The organism is Parerythrobacter lacustris (assembly GCF_024626475.1).
In the GTDB taxonomy this organism is placed as follows: domain Bacteria; phylum Pseudomonadota; class Alphaproteobacteria; order Sphingomonadales; family Sphingomonadaceae; genus Parerythrobacter_A; species Parerythrobacter_A lacustris.
Genome location: NZ_JANKHH010000007.1, coordinates 93,528 through 110,461 on the forward strand (window position 1 = coordinate 93,528; position 16,934 = coordinate 110,461).

The 16,934-nt window shown below is 65.1% G+C and carries 15 protein-coding genes; 3 read left to right on the plus strand and 12 right to left on the minus strand.

The features are described 5' to 3' along the window. Window position 1 precedes the first annotated feature (1 nt). The 6 genes from NSO95_RS12355 to rimO form a co-directional block, all read right to left on the minus strand. Window positions 2-799, minus strand: coding sequence for a transglutaminase-like domain-containing protein (locus NSO95_RS12355; RefSeq protein ID WP_257596576.1), 798 nt, complete (start codon window positions 797-799; stop codon window positions 2-4). 33 nt (window positions 800-832) lie between these two features. Next, entirely contained in the window at window positions 833-1,855 is a 1,023-nt protein-coding gene (locus NSO95_RS12360; protein ID WP_257596577.1) for a phytase, read from the minus strand. After that, complete coding sequence (locus NSO95_RS12365) at window positions 1,855-4,722, minus strand: TonB-dependent receptor (RefSeq protein WP_257596578.1); 2,868 nt, start codon at window positions 4,720-4,722, stop codon at window positions 1,855-1,857. The genes NSO95_RS12360 and NSO95_RS12365 overlap by 1 nt, the downstream gene beginning before the upstream one ends. Before the next feature lie 131 nt (window positions 4,723-4,853). Continuing rightward, window positions 4,854-5,270 (minus strand): secondary thiamine-phosphate synthase enzyme YjbQ, encoded by a 417-nt coding sequence (locus tag NSO95_RS12370; protein ID WP_257596580.1) that lies wholly within the window; start codon window positions 5,268-5,270, stop codon window positions 4,854-4,856. Between the two features lie 9 nt (window positions 5,271-5,279). Further along, window positions 5,280-7,046, minus strand: a complete 1,767-nt coding sequence (locus tag NSO95_RS12375) for a HEAT repeat domain-containing protein (RefSeq protein ID WP_257596581.1) — start codon at window positions 7,044-7,046, stop codon at window positions 5,280-5,282. A 232-nt stretch (window positions 7,047-7,278) separates the two neighbouring features. Next, entirely contained in the window at window positions 7,279-8,670 is a 1,392-nt protein-coding gene (rimO, locus tag NSO95_RS12380) for a 30S ribosomal protein S12 methylthiotransferase RimO (RefSeq protein ID WP_257596582.1), read from the minus strand. A gap of 72 nt (window positions 8,671-8,742) precedes the next feature. On the opposite strand from rimO, the gene NSO95_RS12385 reads away from it, so the two are divergent. After that, window positions 8,743-9,153 (plus strand): DUF1761 domain-containing protein, encoded by a 411-nt coding sequence (locus NSO95_RS12385; protein WP_257596583.1) that lies wholly within the window; start codon window positions 8,743-8,745, stop codon window positions 9,151-9,153. A gap of 21 nt (window positions 9,154-9,174) precedes the next feature. Here the strand turns inward: NSO95_RS12385 and NSO95_RS12390 are convergent, their stop codons facing one another. Genes NSO95_RS12390 through serS form a run of 5 tightly spaced genes read right to left on the minus strand, consistent with a single transcriptional unit; the run spans window position 9,175 to window position 13,962 of the window. After that, window positions 9,175-10,269: a potassium channel family protein gene (locus tag NSO95_RS12390; RefSeq protein ID WP_257596584.1), complete on the minus strand. Its 1,095-nt coding sequence runs from the start codon at window positions 10,267-10,269 to the stop codon at window positions 9,175-9,177. A gap of 7 nt (window positions 10,270-10,276) precedes the next feature. Beyond that, window positions 10,277-11,044, minus strand: coding sequence for a peptidoglycan DD-metalloendopeptidase family protein (locus tag NSO95_RS12395; RefSeq protein WP_257596586.1), 768 nt, complete (start codon window positions 11,042-11,044; stop codon window positions 10,277-10,279). A 4-nt stretch (window positions 11,045-11,048) separates the two neighbouring features. Further along, window positions 11,049-11,816 carry a 5'/3'-nucleotidase SurE gene (gene surE / locus NSO95_RS12400; RefSeq protein ID WP_257596587.1) on the minus strand — a complete coding sequence of 256 codons (768 nt, stop codon included), beginning with the start codon at window positions 11,814-11,816 and terminating at the stop codon, window positions 11,049-11,051. Between the two features lie 11 nt (window positions 11,817-11,827). Next, on the minus strand, window positions 11,828-12,661 hold the full coding sequence (locus tag NSO95_RS12405) for a TIGR00266 family protein (protein ID WP_257596588.1): 834 nt from the start codon (window positions 12,659-12,661) through the stop codon (window positions 11,828-11,830). Window positions 12,662-12,681: 20 nt separating this feature from the next. Next, a complete protein-coding gene (gene serS / locus NSO95_RS12410) occupies window positions 12,682-13,962 on the minus strand; it encodes a serine--tRNA ligase (protein ID WP_257596589.1) in 1,281 nt (426 codons plus the stop codon). A 101-nt stretch (window positions 13,963-14,063) separates the two neighbouring features. On the opposite strand from serS, the gene NSO95_RS12415 reads away from it, so the two are divergent. Together NSO95_RS12415 and NSO95_RS12420 are read left to right on the plus strand one after the other, a co-directional pair. Then, window positions 14,064-14,273: a hypothetical protein gene (locus NSO95_RS12415; RefSeq protein ID WP_257596590.1), complete on the plus strand. Its 210-nt coding sequence runs from the start codon at window positions 14,064-14,066 to the stop codon at window positions 14,271-14,273. 66 nt (window positions 14,274-14,339) lie between these two features. Beyond that, window positions 14,340-14,603 carry a hypothetical protein gene (locus NSO95_RS12420; RefSeq protein ID WP_257596592.1) on the plus strand — a complete coding sequence of 88 codons (264 nt, stop codon included), beginning with the start codon at window positions 14,340-14,342 and terminating at the stop codon, window positions 14,601-14,603. A gap of 9 nt (window positions 14,604-14,612) precedes the next feature. Here the strand turns inward: NSO95_RS12420 and NSO95_RS12425 are convergent, their stop codons facing one another. Continuing rightward, window positions 14,613-16,922, minus strand: a complete 2,310-nt coding sequence (locus tag NSO95_RS12425; RefSeq protein ID WP_257596593.1) for a TonB-dependent receptor — start codon at window positions 16,920-16,922, stop codon at window positions 14,613-14,615. Between the last annotated feature and the right edge of the window lie 12 nt (window positions 16,923-16,934).

Consider the following 16,934-nt stretch of genomic DNA (forward strand, 5'->3'; position numbering starts at 1 on the left):
CTCACCCAGTTGAGACGCATACCCGGCTGTAGAGGAAGTCGCTCGGGCCGAAGCTGGTGAGGAAGCTGACATCCGCCGCGTCGCGTCCGACGCCGATCTTGGCGGTGTATGCCGGGTCGGCCATGCCGGTGGCGTCGACTATGTGCCAGGCACCGCCGCTTTCGACCGAGGGATCGGCGAGGAAGACCTCCGCCACGGCATGGAAATCCTGCGGTTCGACCCGCGGGGCATAGCACGCGACATAGCGCGCGGGGATGGTCGAGGCGCGGGCGAGAGCGACCAGCACATGGGCATAGTCGCGGCAGATGCCGCGCCGTTCGATGAAACTGTCGCGCGCGGTGGTGTTGACCGTGCTCGATCCCGGCGCATAGGTGAAGCGATCGGCAATCCAGTCGCGGATCGCCGCGATCCGCCCGCCGCCGCCGGTTCCTGCGAACTCGCTCTCGACGAAATGCTGGAAGCTGTCCGCCGGGCAATAGCGGCTGTCGAGCAGGTAGTGCACCGCCTCGCCGGGGAGCTCGTGCGGCGGCAGCGCGTCGAGCGTGGCGATATTGGCGAGGATGCGGTGAAGCTCGATCTCGGCATGGTAGGCGACCTCGAACCGCCCGTTGGTCCGCAGCCAGATGCGCTCGCCGATATCGTCCTCCGCCGCGACGCGGGCGCAATGCTCGGCATCGGACATTTTCGTCTCGGTCGATAGAATGCGCTGTTCGGGGATCGCCGCCGCCTCGAACTGCAGCAGGATATCGGTCGGCTGGTCGGTCGAGAAGGCGAAGCTGGCGGAGATCGAGAGGGTCATCGCCCTCTCAATGCACCAGCCTTGCTTCTGTGCCTACTCCAATCCGATCGCGGCCTTCACGTCCTGCCAGCTGACCAGCTTGAAGTTCTGTGCTGCCGGAGCATTCTGCCCGTCCTGCGCGATGAACAGGCCGGCGGGATAGGCCGGGCCGAAGCTGCGGATATCGAGCTCGATTCCGTCGGTTTCTTCGGTCGCGCCAAAGGTGCCGGCGGCGATGCGAAAGCGGCCGACCGGCTCCATCCCCGGCAGGCGGAACACTGAGTAGGCGTTGTCGCCCTGCGAGGAAGCGACGAGGTAGCCGCCATCGCTGCCCTGCGGCGCGATCGCGAGGCCTTCGACGTCGGCGACCAGTACCTTGTTGTCGACGGCAGCAACCAAGCGCTTGGCCCCGTTCTCCGTGTCGATGGCCCAGATCCCGGCGTCTTCCTCGCCGATATAGAGCGTGCCCGTGCGCGGGTCGGCGATGCAGCCTTCGGGCTGGGTCGGGACGGTGGCGAGGGTGCGGGTCATCGCGACCGGGCTGCCGGGGAGCAGGCGGCTGTCGTAAATCACCCCGTTTTTGGGCGCGCTGTAGACCGTTACCTCACCCTCGCCCGTCACCCCGCCGAAGCAGATGCCATAGGCTTCACCGGGCCCCACCGGGTGCGATCCCGCGGGTTCCAGCTCGCCGGTGACGATATCGAGCAGCGAAAGGTGGATTCGCGCGTTGGCCAGATCGCTCCGATCGCTTGCGGCGACCAGCACGCGTCCGTCGGGCAGTTCGGCCAGATCGACGTTGTTGAGCCCCGGCGCAGGGAGGAAGCTCTTCTGCTTGCCGGCGAGGTCGTAGACGTAGAGCCCGCCCTTCTTGTCGGTCGCGACGATCAGGCTCTTCGCCGGGTCGGCGGCGTTGCGCCAGATCGCCGGGTCGTCCGCCGCGTCCTCGTTGACGGTGCCGACGGGGACGGTTTCGGCCAAGGCCGTCACCGTCACCGCCGGATCGCCGGTGATCGGGGTGGTAGCGCAGCCGCCGAGCAAGGCAGCGGCTGCGAGCGGGGCGAGGGCAATCCTGCGCATCAGAAGGTTATCCGCACGCCGCCCTTCATCGTCCAGCTGTATTCCTCATACTGGTATAGGTTCTGGCTGCCCGAGAGGTTGTTGTAAGCAAAGTACTTCGCGTTGTTGATGTTCACCCATTCGTAGAACACGCGGATATTGTCGCTGACCTTGAGCTTGGCGCTGAAATCGAGCTGGAAGTGATCGTCCACATAGCGATCGGTTGCCGGATCGTCGGTGAGCTCGTCGAGATAGCTGTCGCGATAGGTGCCGGAAAGGCGCAGGCTGATCGGCCCCTTCTCGTAACCCAGCACGCCGTTGAATGTGTGCTTCGACGAGGCAGGCAGCGGAATGTCGCGGAAGCTGGTCACATTGGCCAGATCGGTGAACGACCCGTCGGGCACGGTTCCGTTGGCATCGGTGAAAGTATAGTTGGCCTGCACCAGGAAGCCCGATAACAAGCCCGGCAGGAAGTCGAAGCTCTGCGAAAAGCCGAGTTCCACGCCGAAGATGTCGCCGCTTTCACCGTTGATCGGGATCACCGCCTCATCGAACGCGATGCCGTTGAAGGTGCCGGGAGTGTCGACTTCGACGTCGACGATGAAATTCTTCACATCCTTGTAGAACACTGCCGCCGTGATCGCGCCATTGTTCGACAGGTAGTATTCGAACGAGGCATCGAGGTTCCAGGCCCGGTAGGGCACCAGAGCCGGGTTGCCGAATTCGCCTTCGATCTCGTCGTCGTCATTGACTTCAACCGCAAAGCGCGGGGCGAGGCGCGAGAGCTTGGGGCGCACGAGGCTGCGATAGCCCGCCAGCCGCACGATCAGATCGTCGGCCGCTTCCCACCGGACATTGAGGCTGGGCAGCCAGTCGGTGTAGTCCTTCTCGAACGCAACCGGAGTGACGATAACCGTATCGTCGGTCGCGGTTGTGCCGTTAGGCAGCGTCGAGTCTTCTTCGAACAGGGTGACGTTGTTGCCCAGAATGTCGTTGCGGGTGTTTTCCACCCGGACGCCGCCGATGACCCGCAGCCGGTCGGTCTCGTAGCGGCCGAGCAGATATCCTGCGAGAATGTCTTCATCGACGCTGTAGTCTTCGACTGCGCTGTCGAACTGGCTGTCGATTTCCTGCAGCTCGAAATTGGCGAAATTCGCTAGGAAGAAATCGCGAGTCTCGGTGAACCCGGCGACCGGCGAAATGTCGGTCAGGCGGTATGTCTGGCCACGTCCGAGCACATCGGCGAGGGTGAAATCGCCAGGCCCGTCGTACTCGTAGAATTCTACGGTCTTGTTGTAGCTCTTCTGCCGCCAGCGACCCTTGAAACCTGCCTGGACGGTGAACGTGCCGCTTTCGAGATAGGATTCGCGACCGATATCGAACTTGGCCGACCATTCCTCGTCCTGTGCGTCGCTCAGAGCCGTAAACTCGATGTCGTTGAGCTCATAGGCCGAAGGATCGTTGAAATCGCCGTTCACCCCGCCAACCTGTTGGTACAGGGGAACGCGCGGGTCCGAGTAGTCGAACTGGATGATCAGCCCATCATCATCGAAACGGTTGCGGAAATCAGCCGGATCGATCGACCCGTTTTCGCGCTCGGTCGCCTTGGCATAGCTGACCGAATACTCAGCAAACCAGTTATTCCACCGGCTCTCGCCACCGCCGACAATCGAGTAGATCCGTTGGCGTTCGAAACGATCCTTGATGTCGCGCTCGACCTGGATGCGCTCATCGGTATCGTCGAAAGTGGCGGTGTTGCCGCTTTGCGAGCTCGGCCCGTTGTCCTCGAAATTTCCGAGGTCGAAATTGGTCCGGCGGCGGAACTCCTGATCGTCGAACTGGCTCCACACGCCCTTGAGGTAGAGCTCGGTGCTCTCGCCAACGCGGGCATCGAAGCCGAGAGTCGCGCTGATCCGTTCGCGCTCGACGTCATAGTCGCGGTACTGGATTTCCAGCGGAACCGGACCAGCGCCGAAATCGTCCCAGCCATCGGCTTCGATATTGTCGGTTTCAAATTCGCGCTTGTAGTAGGAAACGCCACCCGAAACGCCGAAATTGTCGGTCAGCCTGGTCGCGAAATCGACGCTGCCCTTCGGCGTGACGTTATCGACATAGTCGTTGTAGCTGCCTTCGACCTTGACCGAGAACAGGCTCTTCTGGCGGTCGAACGCGCTGGTCGTTTCGATCTCGACCGACGCGCCGATCGTGTCGCCGTCCATGTCGGGAGTGAGCGATTTCTTCACTTCAATCGATTCGATGATGTCGGACGATATAACGTCGAGCGCCACCGAACGTACGTCGCTTTCGGGTGAGGGGAGGCGCACGCCGTTGAGCGAAGTCGAGTTGAGTTCGGGGTCGAGCCCGCGAACCGACACGAAGCGGCCTTCGCCCTGGTCATTGAGCACGTTGATGCCCGGCAGGCGGCGAAGCGATTCGGCGACGTTCTGGTCGGGGAACTGGCCGATGGCGTCGCGTGTGAGCACATCCGACACGCCGTCTGCCGCGCGCTTGCGGTTGAGCGCGCTCGACAGGTTGGCGCTCTGGCCGATGACGAGTATCTGACCTGCACGATCGCCACCGAGCTCAATCGCGACCGACACCACACCAGTCTCGCCGACGCTGACTTTGCGCTGGACGGTTTCCGCCCCGACATAGCTGACTTCAAGGGTGTACTCGCCTGCCGGAACATCGGCGAAGTAGAACGAACCGTCACGCGCAGCGCTGGCGACCCGCCCAAGTTCGACCAGACGGACCTCTGCCGACTGAAGGGCGACAGTGCCCGATGCGTCGATGACGCTGCCTGCGATTTCGCCGGCAAAAGCCGGTGCCGAGAGACCCATGGCGATGGCCGAAACGGCAGCGCCGAGAAGCAGTTTGTTCGTGATCATTGGAGTGCCCCATCCAGATTGGTTGAGGCGCGACTAGAACCGGCGTGTGACAGCAAAACGAAGCAATGGTGACCGAATGAAGAATCGCGTTGCAGTGGCGTGACAATCCACCGCGAAAGCGATGCTGGCGGCTATTCGCCCGCCAGGTGCAGCGCAACCTCGCGCCGGTAGGCCTGCGCGCGGTGCTCGACGAGGAAGACGCCCTGCCAGGTGCCAAGCATCATCGCGCCGTCTTCGATCGGAATCGCCAGCGAGACCCCGGTCAACGCTGTCTTGAGATGCGCGGGCATATCGTCCGGCCCCTCGTCGTCATGCTCGTATTGAACGCCTTGCGGCGCGAGCCGGTCGAGCCAGCGCAGCATGTCGCGCCGCACGGCGGGGGAGGCGTTCTCGGTGATCACCAGCGAGGCCGAGGTGTGGCGGCACAGCGCGGTCAGCAGCCCGGTGCGGATGCCGGTCCCGGCGATCCACGCGGCGATGTCGCGGGTGATCTCGTGCATGCCGGGGCCGGAGGTGGGGATGGTGAGGGTATGCGTGTGGTGGGGCATGACCGGTCGTCAATCGCAGCCGGCGGCAGCGTCCAGCGGGGTCCCGTCCTCCGCGATGCGGAAATCGCCTGCGCCCGTGGTGACGATAGCCGTGCGGTCGGCCCTCAGCACCAGCTGGTAGGGGCTGGCGGGCAGGCGGATGACCCGCTCCACCGCGAGGCTGCGCAGGTCGACGACACGGAGGTTGCCCTGGTCGAGACCCAGATGCGACAGTCCGGCGGCGACATAGAGCTTGCCCTCCATCTCCCACAGGAAATCGACCTGTTCGCGCACGATGGTGCGCGGCGCGCCGGCTTCCGGCAAAAGGACGAGCCCGCCGCCGAATTCGCCGCCGTTGAAGGCGATAAGGTCGCCGCGATGATGCGGGTAGATCGCCGTCACCCGGCCCTGGACGAACTCGACCGGGATGTGCTGGCGGACCGCGCGGTAGCGGGTTTCGGACACAGGAGCGAAGTCGATCCGGCTGACGCCCCTGGCCGGGAACCGGATGCGCCCGGCGGGATCGCTTCGCAGTGTGATGTCCTTCCCGGCGATGCGGCAGCGCTGATCCGCTTCATCGCCTGCCCAGCGAACGTCGCTGAGGAAACGCAGCACATCTTCGTCTGGCACCACCGGGCCCTGCGGCTCGCTCTCCGGCAGACCGAACACCCCGCCTGAGAGAGCGTTCAGCCCGCGCCGGGCGTTGTTGCGCACGCCCCTGTGCCAATGGCTCGCTGCCAATCGTTCGAGCAAGGGGCGCGCTTCCGCTGCTTGCAGCCGGCCGAGCGCTTCGGCGGTGTTATAGGCGAGCAGCCAATCGTCGCGCAGGTCGGGCTCCTGCGCGACCAGCGCGGAAGCCTGGTCTGCCGCACCGATCCGGCCCAGAGCGAGCGCGGCAGCGGCGCGCACCTCGGGATCGAGCCGAGGGTCGAGGAAGCGCGCGATCGATGGTCCGGCCGATCTCGCCTGCTCCCCGAAGCGCGAGATTTCCGTGATCGGATAGATCGGTGCAAAGGCTTCCTCGTCCCGCGCAAGCGCTTCGACATCGAGCGCGTCGAGGCGGGCGATGCGAAGCGCCAGGCCCATCGGGTGTTGCCGCGCGAGAAGATAGGTCTCGGCGGTGTAGCGGGCTTTGTCCGTCGCGCCGTTTGCTGCCAGATCGGCCATGGTGTCGCCGAAAAGGCCGATCGTAGGGGTCCTGCGGTTCGCCAGCAATGGATCCTCCATGGCATCGAACAAGGCGAGGATCCCGTCGCAGGGCTTGCCATCGGCGCTCCGCCGGCAGCGCTCGATCCGGTCGAGCAGCAGTGGCTGGAGTCGCTCCGGCCCGAAGAACGGCAGAGCGAAGAAGATCTGCGAATTGCTCCCGGTCCCGGGATCGCGCTCGAAATCGGCCCATAGCAGTTCGAGCGCCGCATCGGTGCGGGTGGTGGCGATTGGGACGATCAGCCAGCCGTTGCGGCGACCCGAACCGTAGTTCCAACCGGCGAGCAGCGCCTCGTAGTGGCGCGGATCGATGTCGCGGAACGAATGGAGCAGATATCCGGCATCCTCCCGTATGCGCCCATCGGGATCGACCAGCAGCGGCAGCAGGGCGACGACCGCATCGTCGCCGAATGCGGTGATCCGCTCCTTCGCCGGAATATCGGTCCCGTTGACGCGGATCGCGGGGTCGCGGACCTCGGCGATGCATTGTTCGAGCGTGAGGCACTGGGCCGTCTTCTGCTGCGCCGAGGCCGGCGAGGCAAAGAGGGCGGCAAGCGCCACCACCGCCAGTCGTCTGAAAGAACCCTGCATGGGTCGAGACTAGCCGCAACGCCCGGTAGGACAAACGATGATTTTCCTACACGGGTTTCGCCTGCTATCGTCCAGGGGTTCGGGCACGCTTCGTCAGGCCCGGGACAGGCTCTTTCTCCGCGTTGATCTTCACCGGCTAGCTAGGCCGAAATGCGGATGGCAGCGGTGTCCATGACAATTGCGTGCCGGACGACGTTTTGGTGTCGCCTTTGTGTCGCCTTTCGTTCGCGTGCTAGGCTGGCACGCCGAACAGGTCGTGCGCGTCCGACTCCTCGATCTCGGCATCGATGATAGCGCCCGGCTTCAGCGTAGCGGCGACATTGCGCAGGTAGACCGCGCCGTCGATCTCGGGCGCGTCGGCCTGGCTCCGGCCGGTCGCGCCGATATCGCCGTCTTCGTCCGCCTCGCCGACCTCGTCGATAATGACGGAAATGGTCCGGCCGACCTTGGCCGCGAGCTTGGCGGCGCTGATCCGCTCGGTGACTTCCATCACCCGGGCGTAGCGCTCCTCCTTGATTTCCTCGGGCACATGATCGGGCAGGGCGTTGGCCTGCGCACCTTCGACCGGCTCGAACCGGAACGCCCCGACGCGGTCGAGCTGCGCTTCTTCCAGCCAGTCGAGCAGGTAGCGGAAATCGTCCTCGGTCTCGCCGGGAAAGCCGACGACGAAGCTGGAGCGGATGGCGATGTCGGGGCAGATGTCGCGCCAGTTCCTCAGCCGCTCGAGCACTTTTGCTTCATTTGCCGGGCGCTTCATCCGCTTGAGGACGGACGGGCTGGCGTGCTGGAACGGGATGTCGAGATAGGGCGTCAGCAACCCCTCCGCCATCAGCGGGATCACCGCGTCGACATGGGGGTAGGGGTAGACATAGTGCAGCCGGACCCACGGCTGTTCGCCTTCTGGGGTGCGCAATTGGCCTAGTTCACGGGCGAGGTCGGTCATATGCGCGCGGACCTCGCGGCCCTTCCACGTCTTCGCCTCATGGCGGGTGTCCACGCCATAGGCGCTGGTATCCTGGCTGATGACCAGCAGCTCCTTGGTTCCCGCCGCGACCAGCTTCTCCGCCTCGCGCAGCACCGCGTCGATCCGGCGGCTGGCGAGCTTGCCGCGCAGCTGCGGGATGATGCAGAAGGCGCAGGAGTGGTTGCAGCCCTCCGAGATCTTGAGATAGCTGTAGTGGCGCGGGGTCAGCTTGATATCGGGCTGCGGGATCAGGTCGACGAACGGCCCCTGGCTCGGCGGGGCGTGGATATGCACCGCCTCGACCACCTGCTCGTACTGGTGCGCCCCGGTGATCGCGAGCACCTGCGGATGCGCAGCGCGGATAGCATCGGCTTCCTCGCCCATGCAGCCGGTGACGATCACGCGGCCGTTTTCGGCGATCGCCTCGCCGATCGCGGCAAGGCTCTCTTCCTTGGCGGAATCGAGAAAGCCGCAGGTGTTGACCAGCACCACGTCGGCCCCGGCATAGTCGGGGCTCATTGCGTAGCCGTCGGCGCGCAGCCGGGTCAGGATGCGTTCGGAATCGACCAGCGCCTTGGGGCAGCCGAGGGAAACCATCCCTACGCGTTTTTGTGGGCCAACCTTCTTCTGGTCGGGGATCGGGGCGGTGACAGTGCTCATAATCGCGCGGCCCCTACACCCGCAGGCGTGTTTGCGCTAGGATTTGTGCCGGGTCGCAAAGAGGAGGGGAACATGGATATCTCTGCAGTGAACTGGATCGGCGTGGTGGTCGCGGCGCTCGCCGGGTTTCTCGTCGGCGGAATCTGGTACGGGCCGGTGATGGGCAAGCGCTGGATGGGCGCAGTCGGGCTGTCCGAAGAGCAGATCAAGCAAGGCAATATGGCGGCGATCTACGGCGGGGCCTTCGCCTTCTCGCTGCTCGCCAGCTGGACGCTCGCGCATACCTTCGCGACCTACGGGCAAGATCTGTCGGTTGCGGTCAAGGTGCTGACCGCCTTCGGCGTCGCGCTCGGCTTCATCGTGCCGGCGATCGGCACCAACTATCTGTTCAGCCAGAAGTCGAAGGCACTGTTCTTCATCGATGCGAGCTACTGGCTGCTGTTCTACATCGCGATGGGTCTGGTGCACGCCTACCTGCCGTAAGCGCCCGGGCGGGCGCAGCGGTCAGTGCTGGCCGTTGTGCCCGTCGCCGCGCACTTCGCCCGATTCGGTCGCGATGATCTCGACGATGACATCACCCGGCTGGAGCATGTGACATTCGTCTTCCCAGAAGCCGATGGCCCGCCCGTCACGATAGACGCGCAGCCCCCGTCCGCCCGATTTGAGCGTTTCGATCGAGCACCCGGCCTCTTCCGCCGTGATTTCGCGCTCGACCAGTTGCACCCGGCCCGAAACCGAGGCGAGATCGGCAAGGTATTCGGCGATATGCGCGCCGTTGACGCTCCCGGCGAGCAGCAGCCCGGTGAAGCGCACCGGGTTGATTACGTTGTTCGCCCCTGCTTGTCGCGCGAGCAGCTCGTTGTCGTCGGCGCGCACGACCACGCTGATCGGCACATCGGGCGCGAGGTGGCGGACGGTGAGCACGATCAGGATCGAGGAGTCGTCGCGCCCGGCGGAAACCAGCACGGCCTGCGCCTTGCTGATGCGCACCGCCTCCAGCGTCTCGTCGCGGGTGGCGTCGCCAGCCAAGACGTTGCAGCCGAGCTTCTCCGCTTCGGTCAGGCGTTCCTCGCTCGGGTCGATCACCACGATACAGCTCGGATCGGTGCCCCGTTCGATCAGTTCGGCCACGCTTTCGGAGCCGGAAACCCCGTAGCCCAGGACGACAATGTGATCGGTGAGCTGTTTCTGGATGCGGGCCATGCGCCATTTCTCCCAGCTGCGCTTGATGATGAAACTATAGGCCGCGCCGACGAAGATGAAGAGCACGGCAATGCGGACTGGGGTGACGATGACCGCCTCGATCAGGCGCGACCGGTCGCTGATCGGGGCAATATCGCCGAACCCGGTGGTGGTGACGGAGATCATGGTGAAATAAACCACGTCGAGGAAGCTGACATGGCCGTCGTAGTGATCAACCAGCCCTTCGCGATCCCACCAGTGGATCATGATCACGAACAACAACAGGAACAACGCCAGCGCCATGCGGATGCCGAGGTCGCCCCATACGGGCACCTTGACCGCACGGCGCAGCGGCTGGAACTTCTGGGTCTTGCCCCGCTTGCCCGCGCCCGACGCGCTGTCGTTTCGCCTTGCCATTACCCGGTCAGCGTTGGGGGAGCTTCTTGGCCGGGTCAACCGGCTCATTGTCCTTGAGGATGTCGAAGTGGAGCTCGGGCCGGGTGGCGCTGCCCGTGCTGCCTGCAAGGCCGATCCGTTCTCCGCTGCGCACGAGATCGCCCAGCTTCACTGTGATGCGCGAGAGGTGGCCGTAGCGCGTGCGCCAGCCGTTGCCATGGTCGATCACCACCAGCCGTCCGAACCGGCCCGAGTCCGCCTGCGCATAGACCACCCGCCCGCCGGCCGAGGCGCGCACCATGTCACCGGTCTTGACCGCGATATCGATCCCCTCGTGGCCCTTGTCATCCTTGCGCTGGAACCCGGCCAGCACCGCGCCATCGTGCGGACGGCGGAAATAGGGCTCGGTGCGCGCCGGGGCCGGGCGTTCGGGGGCGGCGATCACCGCCGGGATGATCAGCCGCTGGCCGAGCTTGACGGCGTAGGGCGGCTGCATGCCGTTGGCGATGGCGATATTCTCGAACGGGACGCCGTAACGCCGCCCGATCGACAGGCCGGTATCGCCCTCCTTGACGATGTGTATTTTCTGCCGGGGAATGACGAGCTTCTGCCCGCGCCGCACCTCGTAGGGGTCCTGCAACCCGTTGGCGGCGATGATCATCTCCTTCGGCACTCCGGCGCGATTGGCGATGCCGCTCAGCGTCTCGCCTTCGGTCACCACGTGCTCGGTCTCGGTCGCGGGGTCGCCGGCGGCAAGCAGCAGCGGCAAGAGGGCGATCAGTGCGAGACGTTTCATCGGATCATTCTCCGGCGGCGAACCTTTCGCGCAATGTGCCGAGCGAGGATTCATGCGTCAATTCCGGGCGCAGCGGTGTCACCGCAATATATCCGTCGGCGATCGCCTCGAGGTCGGTGTCGTGATCGTTGGTGTGCTCGATCGCGTGGAGGCCGAACCAGTAATAAGTCAGCCCGCGCGGGTCGCGGCCCTCGACCACGCTGCCGCGCGAATAATCGTGAAAACCCTGCCGCACCACGCGGATGCCCTTGACGTCCGTCGCCGCGCGCGGCGGGAAGTTGACATTGACCAGCATCCGCTCGGCGAAGTCCATCTCGAGCATCGGGCGCAGCACATTCGCACCCCACCGGCGGGCCGCATCGAACGCATCGTGCGCCCCCTCGCGGTCGAGCACCTGGCTCAAGGCGATCGAGCGGATGCCCGCCAGCGCACCTTCCATCGCCGCCGAGACCGTACCCGAATAGGTGATGTCGTCGCCCAGGTTGGCCCCGCGGTTGACGCCCGACAGGATCAGGTCGGGCTTGAGGTCCTTGAGCACGGTGCGCAGCGCCAGCATCACGCTGTCGGTCGGCGTGCCGGTAACGGCGAAGCGCCGCTCGCCCAGCCTGCGCAGCCGAACCGGCTGGTTGAGGGTGAGCGAATGGCCCGCGCCCGACTGTTCTTCGGAAGGCGCGCAGACCCAGACATCGCCGCTCAGCTCGCGGGCGATTTCCTCGAGCACGGCGAAGCCGGGCGCGTGGATGCCGTCGTCATTTGTCAGCAGGATGCGCATCGGGCGCGCGCTCAATTGTTGCCCATCACGATGTCGCCGAGCCCGCCCAGCACGCTGCCTTCACCGCGGTTGCTGCCCCCCATCGGGCCTGCTGCCGCGAGCATCCGCCCGGCAAGGCGGCTGAAGGGGAGCGACTGGATCCACACCTTGCCGGGGCCGCGCAGCCGGGCAAAGAATACGCCTTCACCGCCGAACACCATCGACTTGACGCTGCCGGCACGAGTGACGTCCATATCCACCCCGGCCGTGTAGGCGGCGACGCAGCCGGTATCGACATGCAGTTCCTCGCCCGGTGCCAGTTCGCGCTCGATCAGCGTGCCGCCCATCTGGACGAAGACCCAGCCGTCGCCGGTCAGCTTCTGCATGATGAAGCCTTCGCCGCCGAACAGGCCGGTCATCATCCGCTGCTGGAAATGGATGCCGATGGACACCCCGCGCGCAGCGGCGAGGAAGCTGTCCTTCTGACAGATCAGCGTGCCGCCGACGCTGTCGAGCTTGATCGGCAGGATCGTGCCGGGGGTGGGGGAAGCGAAGGCGACCCGCGCCTTGCCTTGTCCCTGGTGGGTGAAGACGGTGGTGAACAGGCTTTCGCCGGTCACCAGCCGCTTGCCCGCGCCGAGCAGCTTGCCCATGAAGCCGCTGCCTTCGCCGCCCGCTCCGTCGCCGAACACGGTTTCCATCGTGATGCTGGCATCCTTCCACACCATCGCCCCGGCTTCCGCCACCGCGCTTTCGCCCGGATCGAGTTCGATCTCGACGAATTGCAGATCCTCGCCGCGGATGGCGAAATCGATATCGTCGGACAGGCTGCTGCTGCGGCTATGATTCCAGGGATTGTTGGTCATGGCGTCTCTCCGTGGGTTTTTCAGGCGAGGGGTTGCAAAGTCTCCATTCCGCCCATGTAGGGGCGCAGGATGGGCGGAATCGTGACACTGCCGTCGGCCTGCTGGTAATTCTCCAGCACCGCGACCAGCGTGCGCCCGACCGCGAGGCCGGATCCGTTGAGCGTGTGGACGAAAGCGGTCTTCTTCTCGCCCTCGGGGCGATAGCGGGCGTCCATCCGGCGGGCCTGGAAATCGCCGCACCAGCTGATCGAGCTGATCTCGCGATAGGCACCCTGGCCGGGCAGCCAGACCTCGAGGTCGAAGGTCTTGCGCGCGCCGAAGCCCATGTCGCCGGTGCACAGCAACACCTTGCGATAGGGCAGATCGAGCGCCTGCAAGACGCCTTCGGCGCTGGCGACCATATGGTCGTGCTCGGCCTGCGCTTCCTCCGGGCGGCAGATGCTGACCAGCTCGACCTTTTCGAACTGGTGCTGGCGGATGAAGCCGCGCGTATCCTTGCCTGCCGCGCCCGCTTCGGAGCGGAAGCACGGGGTGAGCGCGGTCATCCGCAGCGGGAATACGCCCTCGTCGAGAATCTGCTCGCGCACCGCGTTGGTGAGGGAGACTTCGGCGGTGGGGATAAGCCAGCGGTCGTCGGTGGTGCGGAAATTGTCCTCGGAGAACTTTGGTAGCTGCCCGGTCCCGTAGAGGCTCTCGCTGCGCACCAGCAGCGGCGGGGCGCATTCGAGGTAGCCGTTCTCGCCCGTCTGGCGGTCGAACATGAATTGCGCGATTGCGCGGTGGAGGCGCGCCATGCCGCCCTTGAGGAAGGTGAAGCGTGCGCCGGAAATCGCCGCGCCGGTTTCGAAATCCATCCCCAGCGCGGGTCCGATATCGGCGTGTTCCTTGGGCGCGAAGTCGAATGTGCGCGGCTCGCCCCAGCGGCTGACCTCGACATTCTCGGCCTCGTCCGAGCCCACCGGCACATCGTCGGCGGGCAAGTTGGGGATGCTCGCGAGCAGCGCGTCGAGCTCGGTGCCCAGTGCGCGGTCCTGCTCCTCCAGCTCGGGCAGGCGGGTCTTGAGCTGCGCCACTTCGGCCTTGAGCGCCTCGGCTGTCGCGCTGTTGCCCGCACCCATCGCCTGCCCGATCGCCTTGGACGCCTCGTTGCGGCGGCCCTGCGCGGCCTGCATCTCGGTCGCGACCGCGCGGCGCTTCGCGTCGAGCGCGACGATCGCGCTGGACGTGGGCTCGAATCCGCGTTTGGCAAGGGCGGCATCGAAGGTTTCGGGGTCGTCGCGGATCAGGCGGATGTCGTGCATGGCGCGGCCTATGCACTTGCCCGATGCAAGTCTCAAGCATGGTAATGCGCGCGGAACCTCTTGCCCGCCCCCGAGTTTAGTCCGGCAAAAGGAGATTACACATGATTGGCAAGATCATCGGTGCCTTCGCAGGCGCCAAGGCAGCGGAAAGCACTTCGGCCATCGGCGGTACGACCGGCGCGATTCTGGGCGTCGGCGCGGCGACGATTGCTCGTCGGATGAGCCTCCCGGCGCTCGCGGCGGTCACCGTCGGCGGCTATCTGTGGAAGCGCCATCAGGACAAGAAGGCGACGTCCGCACCCGTCGCCTGAACGGGTTCGAACAGCGAGTGGCCCCGTCCGGTTTTCCGGGCGGGGTTTTCGTGCAAGTCGCAAACAATGGCACAGCGCGAAACCTTGAAGGCCAGGCTGGTCCACTTCGTCGGCTTCCGCGACGACCGTTACTGGAACGCCGTGCGCGCTTTCGGCCCGCCGGACATGGTTCACGAGGCGTGGGACCGCTATGCTGCGGACGATGTCGCGCCGGGCGATCTCGTGGTCTTCGCCGAGGGGGCGGCGAATCAAGAACCGCGCAGCTTCACCGTCGAAGCTGCGCGGTCCCGCGCGGCGAGGGCGGCTGGGAGATCCGCCCCGCCGGACTGAAACGTTGGCTCAGAAGCGGACTTCGCCGGTCACAAACACCCGTCGCGGATCGCCGTAAAAGCCGGTAAGGTTCCCTTCGCGCCCAAGCACCGTGCCGGTCACGAAATCGTATCCGGCGACGATATAGCGCTTGTCGAACAGGTTCTTGCCATGGACCCCGATCGACCAGCGGTCGCTGTCGTGGTTGTAGACGATGCTGGCATCGGCGAGGAAGAACCCGTCTTGGTCGAGCGGCCCGGGCAGTTCGAACTGGCTCGAATCCGACCGCAGCGAGAGCGATCCGATCAGGTCGAGCATTCCGCTCGCCACCGGCAGGCCGAGGTCGAAGCCCATGTGCGCGGTGATGTCCGGCGTGTTCTGGAACACCCGCTGGTCGGCGACATCGTTGCCGAAAGCGTCGATGAAGGTGTTATACTCGGCATCGAGTACGCCGAGCGAGCCGTTGACCGTGAAGCGGCTGCCCATCCCGGCGAAGTCGCGCCCGGCGATCGCGCTGAATTCGAACTCCAGCCCGTTCACATCGGCATCGCCGGCGTTCGAGGTGATCCCGATGAAGCTGTCGTTGACCCCGTCGTTGTTCGAGTCGAAACCGACCGAGCCGGGGATCTGCACGTCGGTGTAATCGCCCTTGAAGATCGCCAGCGCGACATTGAGGTCGCCTTCGAGCAGCGACGCCTTCCAGCCCAGCTCGTAGCTGTCGACCGTTTCCGGGTCGAAGCTGAGGAAATCGAACCGGTCATCGTAGTCGATATCGCCGTCGCCATCGAAGTCGCGCGCCGCGCTCGACTGGCCGCGCGGGTCGAAGCCGCCGCCCTTGAAGCCGCGCGAATAGCTCAGATAAAGCGTATGGTTCTCGCTCGGCTTGAAGGTCACCGATGCGCGCGGGGTGAACTTCTTGAACGTCTCGCTGCCGGTGAAGTCGGACGTGACCGCAATGGGCACGGCGGTCGACGGCGGGAACAGATCGGAGAAGCCGCCGATGAAGGTCGTGCGCAGGATGCGGCTGGTGCGCTTGTCGTTGGTGTAGCGCCCGCCGACCGAGACGCTCAGCCGGTCGGTGATGTCATAGGTGAAATCGCCGAACACCGACCAGGTTTTGGTATCGACATCCCCCAGCGTCTGCGCGTTCAGGCCGGGCAGCCCGACCACCGCACCGGTGGTGAACAGCGCGACGTCGAAGGCGGTGAAAGCGTCGGCATCGAGATAATAGGCACCGAACACGCCGTTCAGCCGCTCGCCTTCGTACAGCAGCTGGAATTCCTGGCTGACCTGCTTGTTGCGATAGATCGCCGGTACGTCGAGGTCGGCCTGCGGCAGGCTGTCGAAATCGATCGGGGTGGTCGAATTGTCCTTGCGGTAGCCGGTGATCGACTTGAGCGTGATCGTGTCGCTCACCTCGACCGCGATGTTGAGCGCGCCGCCATAGGCCTCGACCTCCTGTTCGACCACGTTCAGCCCCGCGCGGGTGTCGTAGACATTGTCGAGCACCGGCGCGCCGCCGATCCGCCCGACCAGCAGCCGGTGGCCCTGGCGCGGGTCGGAATTGTCTTTCACATAGTCGCCTGACAGGCGGATGAAGACCGGACCGTTGTCGAATTCGAGCGTGCCGCGGGCGGCCCACACGTCCTTGTTGTAGTTTTCGACCCCCGCCAGGTTCAGGTTGTCGCCGAAACCGCCGCGTGACAGGCGCGCCCCGCTGGCACCGATCCGCACAGTGTCGGACAGCGGGGTCGAAGCGGTGACGATCAGGTCGGCTTGGTCGTAGCTGCCATAGGTACCGCGCACCTTGAGCCGGGTCTCGTCGGGCAGGCGGGCGGTGACATATTTGATCGCGCCGCCGATGGTGTTGCGCCCGTAGAGGGTGCCCTGCGGGCCGCGCAGCACCTCGATCCGGTCGACATCGTAGACGTCGAGGACGGCAGCCTGCGGACGGTTGAGATAAACGTCGTCGACATAGAGCCCGACACCGGCCTCGAAGCCGGCGACCGGATCCTGCTGGCCGACGCCGCGGATGAAGGCGGTCAGCGTAGTGTTGGTGCCGCGGCTGACTTCGAGCGTGAGGTTGGGCACTTCCTGCGAAATCTCGGTGATTTCGAGCGTGCCGGTCTTCGCCAGTTCCTCGCCACTTATCGCAGTGACGGCGAGAGGCACATCAATGATCCGTTCCTCGCGGCGGCGCGCTGTGACGACGATGGGGCCGTCCGCATTGCCGCTTTCGGCGGTCGTCTCGTCCTGTGCCGATGCCGGGGCCGCTACGAAGCCGATGCTCGCGCATCCGGCCAGCAGGCTGACGGCGAATCGGTGTTTGGAATTTGCCATGATTTCTCTCCC

Coding starts and splice junctions, on each gene's coding strand:
- NSO95_RS12420 (WP_257596592.1), top strand. CDS start 14,340: ATGGCACAGCGCGAAACCTTGAAGGCCAGGCTGGTCCACTTCGTCGGC.
- NSO95_RS12395 (WP_257596586.1), bottom strand. CDS start 11,044: ATGAAACGTCTCGCACTGATCGCCCTCTTGCCGCTGCTGCTTGCCGCC.
- NSO95_RS12370 (WP_257596580.1), bottom strand. CDS start 5,270: ATGCCCCACCACACGCATACCCTCACCATCCCCACCTCCGGCCCCGGC.
- NSO95_RS12405 (WP_257596588.1), bottom strand. CDS start 12,661: ATGACCAACAATCCCTGGAATCATAGCCGCAGCAGCAGCCTGTCCGAC.
- NSO95_RS12360 (WP_257596577.1), bottom strand. CDS start 1,855: ATGCGCAGGATTGCCCTCGCCCCGCTCGCAGCCGCTGCCTTGCTCGGC.
- NSO95_RS12355 (WP_257596576.1), bottom strand. CDS start 799: ATGACCCTCTCGATCTCCGCCAGCTTCGCCTTCTCGACCGACCAGCCG.
- NSO95_RS12415 (WP_257596590.1), top strand. CDS start 14,064: ATGATTGGCAAGATCATCGGTGCCTTCGCAGGCGCCAAGGCAGCGGAA.
- surE (WP_257596587.1), bottom strand. CDS start 11,816: ATGCGCATCCTGCTGACAAATGACGACGGCATCCACGCGCCCGGCTTC.
- NSO95_RS12425 (WP_257596593.1), bottom strand. CDS start 16,922: ATGGCAAATTCCAAACACCGATTCGCCGTCAGCCTGCTGGCCGGATGC.
- rimO (WP_257596582.1), bottom strand. CDS start 8,670: ATGAGCACTGTCACCGCCCCGATCCCCGACCAGAAGAAGGTTGGCCCA.
- NSO95_RS12390 (WP_257596584.1), bottom strand. CDS start 10,269: ATGGCAAGGCGAAACGACAGCGCGTCGGGCGCGGGCAAGCGGGGCAAG.
- serS (WP_257596589.1), bottom strand. CDS start 13,962: ATGCACGACATCCGCCTGATCCGCGACGACCCCGAAACCTTCGATGCC.
- NSO95_RS12365 (WP_257596578.1), bottom strand. CDS start 4,722: ATGATCACGAACAAACTGCTTCTCGGCGCTGCCGTTTCGGCCATCGCC.
- NSO95_RS12385 (WP_257596583.1), top strand. CDS start 8,743: ATGGATATCTCTGCAGTGAACTGGATCGGCGTGGTGGTCGCGGCGCTC.
- NSO95_RS12375 (WP_257596581.1), bottom strand. CDS start 7,046: ATGCAGGGTTCTTTCAGACGACTGGCGGTGGTGGCGCTTGCCGCCCTC.